The organism is Pseudomonas sp. GW821-FHT05H12 (assembly GCF_059419385.1).
Map to the genome: position 1 here is coordinate 61,367 of NZ_JBWKRS010000007.1, position 16,134 is coordinate 77,500.

15 protein-coding genes, 1 tRNA gene and 1 pseudogene are annotated in these 16,134 nt (G+C 60.9%); 15 read left to right on the forward strand and 2 right to left on the reverse strand.

Going from position 1 to position 16,134, the window contains the following annotated elements:
• The first annotated feature begins 2 nt into the window (after positions 1-2).
• Both AC07SU_RS08255 and AC07SU_RS08260 read left to right on the forward strand, forming a co-directional pair.
• Positions 3-1,622 carry an ABC transporter ATP-binding protein gene (locus AC07SU_RS08255; protein WP_494996724.1) on the forward strand — a complete coding sequence of 540 codons (1,620 nt, stop codon included), beginning with the start codon at positions 3-5 and terminating at the stop codon, positions 1,620-1,622.
• 9 nt (positions 1,623-1,631) lie between these two features.
• The gene (locus AC07SU_RS08260; protein ID WP_494996725.1) at positions 1,632-2,333 is read left to right on the forward strand and encodes an NAD(P)H-dependent oxidoreductase; all 702 of its coding nucleotides are present in this window, start codon (positions 1,632-1,634) and stop codon (positions 2,331-2,333) included.
• Positions 2,334-2,449: 116 nt separating this feature from the next.
• Here the strand turns inward: AC07SU_RS08260 and AC07SU_RS08265 are convergent, their stop codons facing one another.
• A complete protein-coding gene (locus tag AC07SU_RS08265; RefSeq protein WP_176997605.1) occupies positions 2,450-3,538 on the reverse strand; it encodes a 3-deoxy-7-phosphoheptulonate synthase in 1,089 nt (362 codons plus the stop codon).
• A gap of 610 nt (positions 3,539-4,148) precedes the next feature.
• Between AC07SU_RS08265 and AC07SU_RS08270 the strand changes: the two genes are divergently transcribed.
• The 6 genes from AC07SU_RS08270 to AC07SU_RS08295 all read left to right on the forward strand — a co-directional run bounded on the left by AC07SU_RS08270 (position 4,149) and on the right by AC07SU_RS08295 (position 8,713).
• On the forward strand, positions 4,149-4,898 hold the full coding sequence (locus AC07SU_RS08270) for a carbon-nitrogen hydrolase family protein (RefSeq protein ID WP_494996726.1): 750 nt from the start codon (positions 4,149-4,151) through the stop codon (positions 4,896-4,898).
• 2 nt (positions 4,899-4,900) lie between these two features.
• Complete coding sequence (locus tag AC07SU_RS08275; protein ID WP_176997607.1) at positions 4,901-5,341, forward strand: GNAT family N-acetyltransferase; 441 nt, start codon at positions 4,901-4,903, stop codon at positions 5,339-5,341.
• 176 nt (positions 5,342-5,517) lie between these two features.
• A complete protein-coding gene (gene gacA / locus AC07SU_RS08280; protein ID WP_003190387.1) occupies positions 5,518-6,159 on the forward strand; it encodes a response regulator transcription factor GacA in 642 nt (213 codons plus the stop codon).
• A 1-nt stretch (position 6,160) separates the two neighbouring features.
• Positions 6,161-7,984, forward strand: a complete 1,824-nt coding sequence (uvrC, locus tag AC07SU_RS08285) for an excinuclease ABC subunit UvrC (protein WP_176997608.1) — start codon at positions 6,161-6,163, stop codon at positions 7,982-7,984.
• Positions 7,985-8,016: 32 nt separating this feature from the next.
• Positions 8,017-8,577, forward strand: coding sequence for a CDP-diacylglycerol--glycerol-3-phosphate 3-phosphatidyltransferase (gene pgsA / locus AC07SU_RS08290; protein ID WP_105700203.1), 561 nt, complete (start codon positions 8,017-8,019; stop codon positions 8,575-8,577).
• A 60-nt stretch (positions 8,578-8,637) separates the two neighbouring features.
• A tRNA-Gly gene (locus AC07SU_RS08295) sits at positions 8,638-8,713 on the forward strand.
• 121 nt (positions 8,714-8,834) lie between these two features.
• Here AC07SU_RS08295 and AC07SU_RS08300 read toward each other — a convergent pair.
• Positions 8,835-9,404, reverse strand: a pseudogene (locus tag AC07SU_RS08300) (SDR family oxidoreductase); the annotation flags it as partial.
• A gap of 146 nt (positions 9,405-9,550) precedes the next feature.
• Between AC07SU_RS08300 and AC07SU_RS08305 the strand changes: the two are divergent.
• From AC07SU_RS08305 to AC07SU_RS08335, 7 genes are all read left to right on the forward strand, one after another.
• Entirely contained in the window at positions 9,551-10,165 is a 615-nt protein-coding gene (locus AC07SU_RS08305) for a TetR/AcrR family transcriptional regulator (protein ID WP_494996727.1), read from the forward strand.
• Between the two features lie 331 nt (positions 10,166-10,496).
• Entirely contained in the window at positions 10,497-11,345 is an 849-nt protein-coding gene (locus AC07SU_RS08310; RefSeq protein WP_494996728.1) for a glycine betaine ABC transporter substrate-binding protein, read from the forward strand.
• Positions 11,346-11,434: 89 nt separating this feature from the next.
• Positions 11,435-12,547, forward strand: a complete 1,113-nt coding sequence (locus tag AC07SU_RS08315) for a quaternary amine ABC transporter ATP-binding protein (protein ID WP_494996729.1) — start codon at positions 11,435-11,437, stop codon at positions 12,545-12,547.
• On the forward strand, positions 12,544-13,392 hold the full coding sequence (locus AC07SU_RS08320) for an ABC transporter permease (RefSeq protein ID WP_494996730.1): 849 nt from the start codon (positions 12,544-12,546) through the stop codon (positions 13,390-13,392). The genes AC07SU_RS08315 and AC07SU_RS08320 overlap by 4 nt, the downstream gene beginning before the upstream one ends.
• Positions 13,389-14,234 (forward strand): ABC transporter permease, encoded by an 846-nt coding sequence (locus tag AC07SU_RS08325; RefSeq protein WP_494996731.1) that lies wholly within the window; start codon positions 13,389-13,391, stop codon positions 14,232-14,234. The genes AC07SU_RS08320 and AC07SU_RS08325 overlap by 4 nt, the downstream gene beginning before the upstream one ends.
• Position 14,235: 1 nt before the next feature.
• Positions 14,236-15,249: a GlxA family transcriptional regulator gene (locus AC07SU_RS08330; RefSeq protein WP_494996836.1), complete on the forward strand. Its 1,014-nt coding sequence runs from the start codon at positions 14,236-14,238 to the stop codon at positions 15,247-15,249.
• Between the two features lie 138 nt (positions 15,250-15,387).
• Positions 15,388-16,110 carry a GntR family transcriptional regulator gene (locus tag AC07SU_RS08335; RefSeq protein WP_178925749.1) on the forward strand — a complete coding sequence of 241 codons (723 nt, stop codon included), beginning with the start codon at positions 15,388-15,390 and terminating at the stop codon, positions 16,108-16,110.
• Positions 16,111-16,134: the final 24 nt, after the last annotated feature.

Sequence of the window (16,134 nt, forward strand, 5' to 3'; positions counted from 1 at the left end):
GGATGGACACGCCATTGCTGGAAATCCGCAACCTGCAGATCGAAGGACATTACGAAGACGCGTGGCACCCGCTGATCAAGGGCATCGACCTGACCTTGCAGCGCGGCGAAGTGCTGGGGTTGATCGGTGAGTCGGGGGCGGGCAAGTCCACCCTTGGCCTGGCCGCGATGGGCTATGCGCGGGACGGTTGCCGCATCACCGGTGGCTCGGTGTGTTTTGACGGCATCCAGCTGCTGCAGGCCAAGCCCGAAACGCTGCGCAAGCTGCGCGGCCTGCGCATCGCCTATGTGGCGCAGAGCGCGGCGGCGTCGTTCAACCCGGCCCATCGGTTGATCGACCAGCATGTGGAAACCGCCGTGATCAATGGCGGCATCAGCCGTGCCCAAGCTGAACGCGAGGCGGTGGAACTGTACCGCGTGCTGCGCCTGCCCAACCCGGAAAGCATTGGCCAGCGTTACCCCCATCAAGTCTCGGGCGGGCAGTTGCAGCGTGTGATGACGGCAATGGCCATGGCCTGTCACCCGGACCTGATCATCTTCGACGAACCCACCACGGCCCTCGATGTCACCACCCAGATCGAAGTGTTGGCGGCGATCCGCGATGCGGTGAAAACTTTCGGCAGCGCCGCACTGTACATCAGCCATGACCTGGCGGTGGTGGCGCAGATGGCCGACCGCATCATGGTGTTGCGCCACGGCAAGCTGGTGGAGGAAGCCGACACCCGTAGCATGCTCAGCCAGCCGCAAGAGGATTACACCAAGTCGCTGTGGGCGGTGCGCAGTTTCCGCACTGAGCCCAAGGCCTGCCCGACGCAGCAGGTGCCGTTGCTGGAGGTGCGCCAGGCGTGCGCCAGTTATGGGCATCAGCCGGTGCTGCATGAGGTGTCGATGAAGCTGTATCGCGGCCAGACCCTGGCCGTGATCGGCGAGTCCGGCAGCGGCAAAAGCTCCACGGCGCGGCTGATCACTGGTTTGTTGCCGGCTACGGCCGGACAGGTGCTGTACGACGGCGAGGCGCTGCCGGTGGATTTTCGGCGGCGAAGCAAGGAGCAGCTGCGGCGCATCCAGATGATCTACCAGATCCCGGACACCGCGCTGAACCCACGCCAGCGCATCGTCGACATCATTGGTCGTCCGCTCGCGTTTTACCTGGGGCTCAAGGGCAAGGCCCTGCGCGCCCGCGTTGCCGAGCTGCTGGAAATGATCGAGCTGGACCCGGCGGTGTTCATGGAGCGTCAGCCACGGGAGTTGTCCGGTGGGCAGAAGCAACGCATCTGCATCGCCCGCGCCCTGGCGGCTGACCCGCAACTGATCATCTGCGACGAAGTCACCTCGGCCCTTGATCAGTTGGTAGCCGAAGGCGTGTTGAAGCTGCTCAACCGAATCCAGCAGCAACTCGGCGTGGCCTACCTGTTTATCACCCATGACGTCGCCACCGTGCGCGCCATCGCCGACGAGGTGGTGGTGATGCAGCGGGGCAGGGTGGTGGACCACGGCAGTCGCAGTGCGATTTTCACCCCGCCGTACCAGGACTACACCGGCCTGCTGTTCTCATCGGAGCCGGAAATGGACCCCGACTGGCTCGACCACCTGCTGGCCCAACGGGCGGCCCACACTGTTTGAGGAATTCCCATGAAGGTTTTGATTGTTCACGCTCACCCTGAACCGCAGTCATTCACTGCCGCTCTGCGCGATAAGGCCATTGCCACGCTGCAAGGCCAGGGGCATGCGGTGCAGGTCAGCGACTTGTATGCCATGCACTGGAACCCGGTGGCGTCGGCGGCGGACTTTTCGTCGCGGGAAAACCCTGACTACCTGGTGTATGCGCTGGAGCAGCGGCTGGGGGTGAAAAAGCAGTCGATTGCGGCGGATATCCAGGCTGAACTGGACAAGTTGTTGTGGGCGGACCTGCTGATCCTCAACTTCCCGATCTTCTGGTTCTCGGCGCCGGCGATGCTCAAGGGCTGGATCGACCGGGTGCTGGTGTCGGGGGTGTGTTACGGCGGCAAGCGCTTCTATGACCAAGGCGGGTTGGCGGGCAAGCGCGCGATGGTCACGGTGACCCTGGGCGGGCGTGAGCATATGTTCGGCGAGGGGGCGATCCATGGGCCGCTGGAGGACATGCTGCGCCCGATACTGCGGGGGACGCTGGCGTATGTGGGCTATGACGTGCTGGCGCCGTTTGTGGCGTGGCATGTGCCGTACATCAGTGATGAGGCGCGGCGGGACTTTCTGGTGGCGTATGAACAGCGGCTGCAAGGGCTGGCGGATGAGCAGCCCTTGGTGTTTCCGAAGCTGGCGCAGTTCGACGAGGCGTTGTATCCCCGGCCTTGAGTTCACTGTGGGTCAAATGTGGGAGCTGGCTTGCCTGCGATGGCGGCCTGTCAGGCTACGCATCTGTAGCTGATGTACCGCTATCGCAGGCAAGCCAGCTCCCACATTTTTGATCTTCACATGTCAGAGGTTTCGGTGCTGTGCGCGCGAAGACGCTCCGCCGCACTGCGCAATAGCTGCTCAGTCCCCGCCCAACCCAAGCAACCATCGGTCACCGACACACCGTATTTCATCGACGCGCTCAACGGCTGGCAGCCTTCGAACAGGTGGCTTTCAATCATCATGCCGATGAGCGAAGTGTCGCCTTGCAGGCGTTGCTCCAGCACGTCATTGAATACCGCCGGCTGACGCAGCGGATCCTTGCCGCTGTTGGCATGGCTGCAGTCGACCATGATCCGTGCCGCCACCTTGGACTTGGCCAGGTCCTGTTTCACTTGGGCCACGCTCTGGGCGTCGTAGTTCGGCCCACGGTGACCGCCGCGCAGCACCAGGTGGGTGTCGGGGTTGCCCGGGGTCTGGATGATCGCCGGGTGGCCCTGGCTGTCGACGCCGAAATGGCGGTGCGGGTGGGATGCCGAGCGCATCGCGTCACAGGCAATCGCGACGCCGCCATCGGTGCCGTTCTTGAAGCCCACGGGCATGCCCAGGCCGCTGGCCATTTCACGGTGGATCTGGGACTCGGTGGTGCGTGCACCAATCGCCACCCAACTGAGCAGGTCGTCGAAGTAGCCGGCGGCCATGGGTTGCAGCAATTCGGTGGCCACCGGCAGGCCCAGGCGCAGCATTTCGCGCATCAATTCGCGCGACAGCGTGAGGCCGGCGGCCATGTCGTCGCTGCCGTCCAGGTGCGGGTCGTAGGCCAGGCCTTTCCAGCCGACGGTGGTACGCGGTTTTTCGACGTAGGCGCGGATCACCAGCAGCATCTGGTCGCTGACGTCGAGTGCGAGTTTCTTCAGGTTGCGCGCGTATTCCATGGCCGACTCGGGGTCGTGGATCGAGCACGGGCCGACAATCACCAGCAAACGTGAATCTTCGCCATTGAGGATAGCGCGCACGGCTTGGCGATGGGCGTGGACTTGTTCATTGAGGAACGGGCTGAGGGGCAGCTGGTGCTTGAGCTCGAGGGAGCTGGGCAGGCGTTGGGTCAGCGCTTCGTTGGCGCTGGACAGGTTGGCAACAGGCAGAGCGGCGGTGGCAGAGTTCATATCCAAGGCTTCCTGGGCAAGCGGCGGGCTATTCCCGCACGCTCGGCCCTACTGGGGTGTTCGACAATTGGCCGTATCGGCGACGTGTGTTGGTTTGCCACCAATAGGTGACCGATCGGAGGCGGCAGGCTGTCCCGAACGGAGCTTGCTAAATCGCCATGCAGTGCTGGTGTCGTAGCGGTAATAGGTGGCGTAGTTCATGTCGTGATTCCTTTAAATGTTCTTCAAAAAAGTTAAGGGCCTGAAAAAACAAAACCCCCGGTCGGGGAGCCGACCGGGGGTTAGATTTCTCTGGCAGGCGACCCCTTGAGTAGTGGCCGCCGATTTCAGGTATCAGGCGCGCCAGTGGCTAAACCAATACCCAAAATAAAAGCTTACAGCTGCGCTCGAACCGTTCACGCGGGTAGCCGATACCGAACGCGGGGCGCTGGCAGCAGGGCAAACCTGAGTGTGGGTGAGTTGCAACATGTTATGTCTCCAAATGATGGGGGTGAGCTTACTAGAGGCACGCAGGAGGATTCAATCGGTAATTTCTATCGCGCAGGGGTACTGACGGCTATCGGTCGGGATATGCTGATAACACTTTGATACCGATTGCTTGGACGCGACCATGACTGCCTTGACCCTTGCTGCTGCTCAATCTGCCTCCATCGCCGGCGACGTGCCCGCCAATATCCAGCGGCATCTGCGATTGATGCACGCCGCCGCCGAGTATGGCGTGCAGGTATTGGTGTTCCCGGAATTGTCGCTGACCGGGTATGAGCCGTCGCTGGCGGCCGGCCTGGCGATTGCCCTGGATGACGCGGTGCTGGCGCCGCTGCGGGAAATGGCGCGGGAGTTGCGAATGACGGCGGTGGTGGGGATGCCGATCCGCCTGGCACCTGAGGGCAGCGTGCTGATTGGCGCATTGGTGCTGGGGGCGGACGGTTCCCTGGCGGTCTACACCAAGCAGCACCTGCACCCGGGTGAAGAGGTGGCGTTTATCCCGGGGCAGGGCGGTGAAGCGCTCGAACGGGGCAGTGATCGTATTGCGCTGGCGGTATGTGCAGACTTTTCCCACGCCAGCCATCCACGGCAGGCGGCTGAATCGGGGGCCACGGTGTATGCCGCAGGTGTACTGATCAGCGAAGGCGGTTATGCCAATGACAGCGCGCTGCTCCAGGGATACGCCGCCGAGCATGGCTTGGTGGTGTTGATGGCCAACCATGGTGGCCCCTCGGGTGGCTACGTGTGTGCTGGTCGCAGTGCCATCTGGTCGGTTGATGGCAGTTTGCTCGCATCCGCCCCCGGCGTTGGCGACGCCTTGGTGATCGCCCGCCGTGAGGGCGTGCAGTGGGCTGGCCAAGTGGTCGTCCTCTAGCCATGGCGTTTCACCTTCGAGCAGCGACAGATGAGGATCGTGTGTTTGCGCGAAAGCTCACCCGCGAAGCCATGAGCCGCTACTACCTTCAATATGGGTTGTTGTGGTCTGACGATGGTTTCGACGTCGCCTGGGCGGGGCGCGAGAACTGGCTGATTTGCAACGATGACACGGTGATGGGCTTTATCAGCCTGAGTCGTGACAGCCGGGCGCTGTATATCCGCGAGCTGCATATGCTGGAGAGCTGTCGCAAACACGGCGCGGGTAGTTGGGTGCTCGAACAGATGGCGCTCAAGGCCCAGGCGCAGGGGCTTTTGCGCTTGACGGTGTTCAAGACCAATCCAGCAAGAAGACTGTACCAGCGGCTGGGTTTGAGCATCGTTGGAGAGGAAGATTGTTTCTGGCGCATGGAGCGCGAATGTCCTCGTGTTCCGGAGGCGTAGCGCATTGGCGCCAGGGTAAAGTTGACCTTTTGCTCAGCATAAGAGGCCGGCTGCGAGTCGGCGATGGCCGAAATCGCACGCAAACTCTATATATATGACGCTTGCAGCTAGGTCTGCACCTTGGTTTTTTGCTAAGGTGTTCAGCAACCTATAAGACCATATCGCGAGGTGTCTGCTTGATTAGGGTGCTAGTAGTCGATGACCATGATCTCGTTCGTACAGGCATTACACGAATGCTGGCTGACATCGATGGCCTGCAAGTAGTCGGCCAGGCTGAGTCGGGGGAGGAGTCCCTGATCAAGGCCCGGGAGTTGAAACCCGATGTGGTTTTGATGGACGTCAAGATGCCTGGGATCGGCGGTCTTGGTGCCACTACCAAATTGTTGCGCAGCCATCCGGACATCAAAGTCGTGGTGGTGACCGTGTGCGAGGAAGACCCGTTTCCTACACGCCTTCTACAGGCAGGTGCGGCGGGTTACCTGACCAAGGGCGCAGGCCTGGCGGAGATGGTGCAAGCCATTCGCCTGGTATTTGCTGGCCAGCGGTACATCAGCCCACAGATTGCCCAGCAATTGGCCATTAAATCGTTCCAGCCCACCAGTGACTCGCCGTTTGATGCGCTGTCGGAGCGGGAAATCCAGATCGCCCTGATGATCGTCGGTTGCCAGAAGGTGCAGACGATCTCCGACAAGCTGTGCCTGTCGCCCAAAACCGTCAACACCTACCGCTATCGTATTTTCGAGAAGCTCGCCATCAGCAGTGATGTTGAATTGACCCTGCTCGCGGTACGCCACGGCATGGTGGACGCCAGCGCCTGACATGACCACACCGTTTGATCCGAGTGCCTTCCTCTCAACCTGCAGTGGCCGCCCTGGCGTGTACCGCATGTTCGACAGCGAGGCACGCCTGCTTTATGTCGGCAAAGCCAAGAACCTGAAGAACCGCCTGGCGAGCTATTTTCGCAAGACCGGTCTTGCGCCCAAGACCGCCGCCTTGGTGGCGCGTATCGCCCAGGTCGAGACCACCATCACCGCCAATGAAACCGAGGCGCTGCTGCTTGAGCAGACGCTGATCAAGGAATGGCGGCCGCCCTATAACATCCTGCTGCGCGACGACAAATCCTACCCTTACGTGTATTTGTCCGACGGCAACTTCCCGCGCTTGAGCATTCACCGGGGCGCGAAGAAGCTCAAGGGCAAGTATTTCGGCCCTTATCCCAGCGCCGGAGCGATCCGCGAAAGCCTGAGCCTGCTGCAAAAGACTTTTTTTGTGCGCCAGTGCGAAGACAGCTTCTACAAGAACCGCACGCGGCCCTGCCTGCAATACCAGATCAAACGCTGCAAGGCGCCGTGCGTAGGCCTGGTTGAGCCGGCGGAGTACGCCGAGGATGTGCGCCATTCGGTGATGTTTCTCGAAGGTCGCAGCAATGCGCTCACCGATGAACTGTCGGGGGCCATGGAGCAGGCGGCCAGTACGCTGGATTTCGAGCGGGCAGCAGAACTGCGCGACCAGATCTCCTTGCTGCGCCGAGTCCAGGACCAGCAGAGCATGGAAGGCGGCACCGGCGACGTCGACGTGATCGCAGCCTTCGTGAACCCGGGCGGCGCCTGTGTGCACCTGATCAGCGTGCGCGGCGGGCGAGTGCTGGGCAGCAAGAACTTCTTCCCGCAGACCGGTATCGACGAAGACGTGGCCGAAGTCATGGCCGCGTTCCTCGGCCAGTACTACGTCAGCAGTCCCGAGCGCGACCTGCCGTCGGAGCTGATCGTCAATGTGGTGCATGAAGACTTCCCCACCTTGATCGAGGCGATCCACGAACTGCGTGGCCGCGAACTGGACATCAGCCACCGCGTGCGCGGCACCCGTGCCCGCTGGCAGCAGTTGGCGGTGACCAACGCCGAACAGGCCCTGGGCGCACGGCTGGCCAACCGGCAGCACGTCGCCGCGCGCTTCGACGCCCTGGCCGAAGTGCTCAACCTGGACGAACCACCGCAGCGCCTGGAGTGCTACGACATCAGCCACTCCAGCGGCGAGGCCACGGTGGCCTCCTGCGTGGTGTTCGGGCCGGAAGGGCCGATCAAGGCCGACTACCGGCGCTACAACATTGAAGGTGTGACGGCGGGCGATGACTACGCCGCCATGCACCAGGCGCTGACGCGGCGCTTCAGCAAGCTGAAGGACGGGGAGGGCAAGCTCCCCGACATCCTGCTGGTGGACGGTGGCAAGGGGCAGTTGTCCATGGCCCGTGACGTGCTCAACGAACTGGCCGTGCCCGACCTGATCCTGCTCGGCGTGGCCAAGGGCGCCACGCGCAAGGCCGGTTTCGAAACGTTGTACTTGAATGATGCCGCCCATGAGTTCACTTTGAAGGGCGACTCACCGGCGTTGCATTTGATCCAGCAGATCCGCGACGAAGCCCACCGCTTCGCCATTACCGGCCACCGCGCCCGACGTGGCAAAACTCGGCGAACCTCAACCCTGGAAGGGGTGGCGGGGGTAGGACCGACACGGCGGCGTGACTTGCTTAAACATTTTGGTGGCTTGCAAGAGCTATCCCGTGCCAGCATTGACGAAATAGCCAAAGCACCCGGTATCAGTAAAAAGCTTGCTGAGTTGATTTATGCCAATCTGCACAGCGAATAGAATGCCTTTCCACCTCGTAGCCAGTTGTGCCGATGAATATCCCTAATCTGATCACCGTTCTACGCGTCCTGCTTATTCCGATTTTCATTTTGCTGTTCTATTTGCCTTACGAATGGAGCTATGCCGCCTCCAGTTCGGTCTTTGCATTTGCCGCTGCGACCGATTGGCTCGACGGCTACCTGGCACGCCGCCTGGAGCAAAGCACGCCGTTCGGTGCGTTCCTGGACCCGGTGGCCGACAAACTCATGGTCGCTGTCGCCCTGGTGTTGCTGGTGCAGGAACACGGCAACCTGTGGTTGACCCTGCCGGCTGCCGTGATCATCGGCCGCGAGATCGTCGTCTCGGCCCTGCGCGAATGGATGGCCGAAATCGGCGCCCGCGCCCACGTGGCCGTGTCCAACCTGGGCAAGTGGAAAACCGCTGCGCAAATGCTGGCCTTGGTGATCCTGCTGGCCAACCCGTCGGACTTCTCCTTCTGGGTGCTGATTGGCTACGCGCTGCTGCTGATCGCTGCCGGCCTGACACTGTGGTCCATGCTCCAATATCTGCGCGCTGCCTGGCCTCACCTGCGCACCACCGTGGAAAAGAAATAAAACTTTTTTGAATCAAGCGGTTGACGAGTTCTGAGATTTCTATAGAATGCGCATCACCAAGCGGGAATAGCTCAGTTGGTAGAGCACGACCTTGCCAAGGTCGGGGTCGCGAGTTCGAGTCTCGTTTCCCGCTCCAAGCATTACGAAAAAAGCCACTCTAACGAGTGGCTTTTTTTTGCCTGCGATTTATGGAAGGAGACGCTTTTGCGTCTTTTTTTGTTTTCGTGGAAATCTCTGACACACAGCGCGCATCGGCCTCAAGCGTTCACGCCGCCATCGACCAGCAGACCTGCACCGGTGATCTGCTTGGCGCCGGGGCTGGCAAGGAAGGCCACCGCCGCCGCAACGTCTTCGCTGGTGCCGTAATGGCCCAGCGCGATGCCGGCCTTGCTGGCGGCGGCTTTCTCGCTGTCGGCGGGGTTCATGTCGGTGTCGGTGGGGCCGGGGTGAACAATATTGACCGTGATGCCGCGCGGCCCCAGGTCGCGGGCCAGGCCTTGGGTGAAGGCGATCAGTGCGGATTTGCTCATGGAGTAAATGCTCAAGCCGGCTGCGGGAACCTGCTCGGCCAGGCAACTGCCCAGGTTGATGATACGACCGCCGTCCGGCAGGTACGCCAACGCGGCCTGGCTGGCGAGGATGACGGACTTGATGTTGACGTCGATCACCGCGTCCAGCGTGGCCAAGTCCAGGGTTTCCAGCGTGCCGTACTGAAAAATGCCGGCGTTGTTGACCAGTATGTCCAACCCGCCCAATGCCTCTGCGGCCTGATCTACCGAGTTTTTCACCGCCTGCGCGTCGGCGCTGTCGGCCTGCAAGGCCAAGGCCTTGCGCCCGTTACCAGGGCGCGTTTTCCGTTGAGAGTGGTCATGTGAGCCGCCTTTCTGTGTTGATCGTTATATAAATATGCTGAGGTTGTTCCAGGGCTGTCAATCAATTATTGTGGTGATCGATACAGAAATAGGAGTCACCCATGTCTACCCGAGGTCGTCCACGCAATTTCGACCGTGATCAAGCACTCGATGCCGCGATGACGCTGTTCTGGGAAAAAGGCTACAGCGCAACGTCGATTTCAGAACTGTGCAGCGCCATGGACATTGGTTCTCCCAGCCTGTACGCCGCGTTCACCAGCAAGGAGGCGTTGTACGTCGAGGCGGTAACGCGTTATCGGGAGGTCGTCACTCCGTCGATCTGGAAACCGGTGTATGAGGTTTCACCCGTGCGTGAGGCGGTTGAGCAGTTCCTGATGGAGTCCGCTGACGTGCTCACATTGAAAGGCCGGCCGGGTGGCTGCATGGTGACCCTGTCAAATGTCGGCAGTGAAGGGCCGCAATCCCTTGGCTGCTGGGTACAGGATCTGCGTCAAACAGGCGTGATGAAACTTGAAGAGCGAATCGCCGAGGCTGTTGCCGAGGGAGAGTTGCCCGCCGACACCGATGTTCAGACCTTCGCCAGGTTCATCATTGGCGTACAGCAGGGCATGTCGGTGCAGGCTCGGGATGGGGCCTCTCGCGAAAGTCTGCAGCAGGTGGCGCGGATGGCGATGACGATCTGGCCGGAGCATATTCAGGACAAGCTCAAGGGGTAGGCTTGGCGCCTGCCTCCTCCAAACACCGTTTCTCCCCCTCGCAACTGCATTCCAAAAACGACCCGATACTTTCCTGTAAGCGACCTGCTACCGTCGAGACGTACCTCTGTAACTCGATGATTTAACTCATAAAAATATTATTTATTTTGTGTTTTGTGTGAATTCTATTTGTATACACAGAAAATACATCCTATTGACCCGCACTTTCCCCCATGCCAGTCTGGCTTCGCCCGGCAGTCTTTTTCAGCGCTGAACCCCTTGTTTTCGCGTCACTCCTTCCTCTGGCAACCAGAGGTCCGACACTACAAATAAAATGAGATCGAGGCACGCCATGAAGAAATTCTGGAAAACGGTTTGTGCGGTTGCACTGATGGGGATGGTGATTCTTCCCGCGCAAGCAGAAGAAAAAACCATCACCGTCGGGACGATGTCCTGGGAGGACCTGACCCCCATTACCGGCATTACCAGGAAGGTCCTGGAGAATGCCGGTTACACCGTCAAGGTCGTCGAGTTTTCCGAAATCGGCATCGCGTATGCCGCGTTGACCAAAGGCGATGTGCAGGTACTGGCCTCGCAGACCGACTACGCCACCCAGGACTATTGGAACAAGAACAAGAACCGCCTGGAAAAACTCTCTCCGGTTTCCTACGGCTTGTACCAGGCAATCGCGGTGCCCAAGTACGTCGACATCGATTCCCTGGAACAACTCAATGACAACGCCGAGAAGTTCAGCGGCAAGATCGTCGGCATCGAACCCGGCTCGGGCTTGATGAGCGATGCCAACAAGGCCGTCAAGGACTATGGCCTCAAGCTGCAATTGCTCGAAGGCAGCACCGCCGCCATGACCGCCGCGCTCAAGTCGGCGGTCGACCGCAAGGAATGGGTTGCGGTCACGATCTGGGAGCCGTCGTGGATGGCCCAGAAGTTCGACCTCAAGTTCCTCAAGGACCCAAAAGGCTCCTTCGCGCCGCCCCAGGCTTACTACTGGATCGGTCATAAAGGCTTTGCCGCCGAATACCCCCATGCCCGTGAGGTCATCGCCAGCGTGTACGTGCCATTGGCCGACATCACCGCCATCAACGGTGTGGTCAAGGACGGCAAGACCATGGATGAAGCGGTCGCCGGTTGGGCCGACAACCACGCAGACCTGATGAAACGCTGGGCCAATATCAAACAATAAGCATCGACCTTTTTTTGCCACTGCCAGGTACGGATAACGCGTTCTGATCCATTAGAAAAACCAGCCCGACTGGTTCAATAGGCTCAAAGATGACAACGGTCAAAATAGACACCAACGAAGTGCTCGTGGATTGCCAGTCGGTCTGGAAAATCTTCGGTCAGAATGCCAAGGCGGCGATGGACGCGGTGGTCAGCAGGGGGCTCGGCAAGACCCAGGTGTTGCAGGATTTCAGCTGTGTAGTAGGGGTGTCGGATGTCAGCCTACAGGTTCGCCGCGGCGAGATTTTTTGCATCATGGGCTTGTCCGGCAGTGGCAAGTCGACCCTGATCCGCTTGCTGAACAAATTGATCACCCCCAGCGCCGGCAAGGTGCTGGTCAAGGGTAAGGATCTGTCTGCCCTATCGCCCGCGCAGTTGCGGGATGTGCGGGCGAAAAACATTGGCATGGTGTTCCAGAGCGTGGCGTTGCTGCCTAACCGCACGGTGTTGGAAAACACCGCCTTCGGTCTGGAGGTGCAGGGCGTCGGCAAGGCTGAGCGCTACAAGGTGGCGGAGCGTGCGTTGGCCAAGGTCGGTTTGACCGACTGGGCCTCGCGTTACCCCAGCGAATTGTCGGGTGGCATGCAGCAGCGTGTCGGGCTGGCCCGTGCGCTGACTGCTGACCCTGAGATTATCCTGATGGATGAGCCGTTCAGCGCGCTCGACCCGTTGATCCGTCGCCAGTTGCAGGATGAGTTCCGTCAACTCACCAAGGAACTGGGCAAGTCCGCCGTGTTCATCACCCACGACCTGGAGGAGGCGATCCGCATCGGTGATCGCATCGCCATCATGAAGGACGGGGTGATTATTCAGGTCGGCACCGCCGAAGAAATCGTATTGAACCCGGCCGATGATTACGTCGCCGAATTCGTCGCGGGCATCTCGCGCTTGCACCTGGTCAAGGCCCATTCGGTGATGACACCGATTGCGCTCTACACACGAACGTTCCCGCTGTGCGATTTCTCTCGATTGCCCCAGACCTCCCCCGACACGGATATCGATGCGCTGATCGGGTTGACCATGAACGCCGACCTTGAACCCCTGGCTGTGGTCGAGCACGGCGTGGTGGTCGGCGTGATCACCGCCAAGGACCTGTTGCGCGGCGTGCAGGGCATCCCCAACGACGCCCAGGCGCTGACTCCCGTGTTGGAGACTTCGTCATGAGCGTCCCGGATTTCTCGGTGCAATTCGATGCGGCCGTGGACGCGGGCCTGATGTGGCTGCAGGACAACGGCGAGGCGTTTTTCGAGGGGGCCAATACCGCGCTGACTGGCGTGTTCAAGGCCGTGCAGTGGTGTCTCGCGGCGCCGCCGTTCTACGTGATTGCCATGGCGGTCGGCCTGCTGGGCTGGCGCATGGTGGGTGCACGGTTTGCGCTGCTGTCGGCGCTGGCGTTGCTGGTGTGCAGTTTTATCGGCCTGTGGCCGGAAACCGTCGGCACCTTGGCCCTGGTGCTCACCGCCACCTTGCTGGCACTGCTGGTGGCGATACCGCTGGGCGTGCTGGCCGGGTTGACGCCGGCGTTCGACCGCGTGGTCGACCCGTGCCTGGACCTGGTGCAAACGTTGCCACCTTATATCTATCTGCTGCCGGCCATCGCCTTGCTCGGGTACGGCCCCGCTACCGCGTTGCTGGCGACCTTTATTGTTGCGGTGCCGCCGGCCTTGCGCCTGACCTCGCTGGGTATTCGCATGACGCCCAAGGAGTTCGTCGAACTCGGCGACGCGAGCGGCGTGACCGGCCTGCAGATGTTCTTCAAGATCCGCTTGCCGTTCGCCATGCCCAGCATCATGGCCGGGGTCAACCAGAGCCTGATGATGGCGTTCGGCATGGTGGTCATCGCCGGGATCGTCGGTTCCGGGGGCTTGGGCGAAACCATCTACGGCGCGGTGCGTACCCTGGATATCGCCAAGTCGATCAACGCCGCGCTGGCCATCGTTATTCTTACCATGATTCTCGACCGCCTCGCGCAGGCTGCTGCCCAGGCGCGCAAGGGAGCCAGCCAATGAACGTGACGGACTTTCGCTTTTCCCCGGGCGCATTCCTGGCGCCGGCCATCGATTGGTTGAATGCCAACCTGCATGGCGTGTTCGTGATCATCAGCAAGATCATCGAAGCCACGTTGGGCGCCATCGAGACGGTGTTGCTCGCGCCGCCTGCGTATGGGCTGATTGCTGTGGTGGTGCTGGCGGCATGGGGCCTGGCCAAGTGGCGGGTGGCTCTGTTTGCCGGGCTGATGTTGGCGTTCTGCTTGTTCGCCGGGCTGTGGGTGGCGTCGATGCAGACCATCGCGCTGGTCTCGGTGGCGGTGCTGATTTCTGTCAGCGTCGCGTTTCCCCTGGGCATTCTTGCCGCAAGGGTCAAGCGCGTGGACGCGGCGCTGCTGCCGATCCTCAACATCATGCAAACCGTGCCGCCGTGGGTGTACCTGATCCCGGCAGTGATGCTGTTCAGCCTGGGCCGTGTGCCGGCGATCATCGCCACCATCGTGTATGGCATTCCACCGATGCTGCGCTTGACCACCCTGGCCTTCAAGCAACTGCCCAAGGACCTGCTGGAGTTGGGCCAGGCCATGGGTGCGTCGCCTCGGCATATCCTGTTCAAGATCGAGTTGCCCACTGCCGCGCCTACTTTGTTGGTCGGGCTTAACCAGTGCATCCTGCTGTCGCTGGCGATGGTGGTGTTGGCCGGGTTGGTGGGGGCTGGGGGGCTGGGCGCCGAAGTGACGCGCGGCCTGACCCGCATGGAAATGGGCCTGGGCCTGCGCGCCGGACTGGCGATTGTGGCCGTGGCGCTGTTGCTCGATCGCCTGTCACGCGGTGCGTTGCAGCGCCAGGCTCGGCGTGTCTGACGTGGTAGCTCGACGGCAATTCTGCGGTGCGATGCAGGGCAAGAACCTGCGCTATCTCGACGCTCAGCCGAGCCAGGAGGTGCGCAGGGCGCGGGCGGGGTTTGTGCTGCTGGAGCATTTTTCGCTGCCGGCCTTCACTCAGGCGCTCGATACCATTGTCACCGCCAACCTGTTGCGGCCGGCAGTGTTTGCGACAAAAACCTTTGGCCTTGGCACCGACGAAATTGTCAGCGACCTGGGCCTGATGATCCGGCCGGACGAGCACCTGACGCCCGATGCGGTGTGCGAACTGGACCTGCTGGTGATCTGTGGTGGCTATCGCACGTCGTTGCGCTACAACGATGAACTGAGCCTGTTGCTGGAAGTGGCGGTGGAACAGGGCGCGGCGCTGGCCGGGATATGGAACGGTGCGTGGTTTTTGGGCCGGGCAGGGCAGTTGGACGGGTATCGGTGCGCGGTGCATCCGGAGCACCGTCCTGCAGTGGCCGAGATAGCCCGGCTTACCCAAGTGACGAGTGAAGCCTACGTGGTGGATCGTGATCGGCTGACGGCATCGAGCCCGACGGGTGCCTTCTATATGGCCCTGGAGTGGATCCGCAGCCTGCACGGCAAAAGCCTCACCGATGGCATCGAGGACATCCTGGCGTTCGAGGCGTCACGCTTCAGGCGTATCAAGCCGATGTTGAACCTGTCTGTCAGCGGGCCGCTGCGTGAGGTGATCAACCTGATGGACGTCAACCTCGAAGAACCGTTGCAAATGCTCGATCTGTGCCTGTACGCCGGCCGCTCGCGACGGCAGATCGAGCGCCTGTTCAAGGAACAGCTCGGCACCTCGCCGCAGCGTTATTACATGGACCTGCGCATCACCGAGGCGCGGCGGTTGTTACAGCACACCTCGCTGAGCATCGTCGAGGTGTCGGTGGCCTGTGGTTTCGTCTCGCCCAGTCATTTCAGCAAGTGCTACAGCGCCTATTTCGGGCATCGGCCTTCGAAGGAAATCCGCCTCGTCAAATGACTGATTAAGCCCGTAGCCATTGGGCCATCGTCTCGTTTTACGTTGTGTATATTAATTGTAGACAATAAGAATATTGTTGTTTTATAGTGCGAATACAGGTAGTAGACCGTGTGCACTTACTACTAGGAAGGTTTCACCATGGCTACCAAAGAACTCAGCACCCCGGCTCCCGTCGAGCCAACCATCGACCGCAAGGCGGTCCTGGGGGACGCGCTACGGCGCCGCATCCTCAGCATGGAACTGGCACCGGGTGCCGTGGTGGATGAGTTGGCGCTGTGTGATGAGTTCGGTTTGTCGCGCCCACCGGTGCGTGAACTGATGCGGCAGATGGCGGCGGAGGGCTACATCGATCTGGAAGCCAACCGCGCGGCAAGGGTGTCGGCGATGAGCTACCAGTCGCTGCGCAGTTTTTTCCTGGCGGCGCCGTTGATCTACATCGCCACCACGCAGTTGGCCTGCTCCCACGCGACGCCGGCTGAAGTTGAGGAATTGAAGCGGATACAAGGTTTGTTCCGCACGGCCATCGATGAAAAAGATGTCGAGAACCGTGTGTTGTACAACGACGAGTTTCACCTGCAGATCGGCAAGATGGCCCACAACGCCTACCTGATGCCGAGCTTGCAGCGCTTGCTGATCGACCACGCCCGTCTGGGCAAGATCTTCTACCGCCATCCGACCACGGTGGATATGCAGGAAGACCTGGAAGTGGCCGCCCAGCAGCACGACGACATGATCGACGCAATTGAACGACACGACCCGGTCTTGGCCGGGGAAATCGTGCGGGCCCACCTCGAACTGTCCCGTCGGCGGATGTCCGAGTACGCGGCGCCCGAAGGCCTGGATGTAGCGCTTACCTTCTGACCGGTTGAGGCTGGGCAGTGTGAC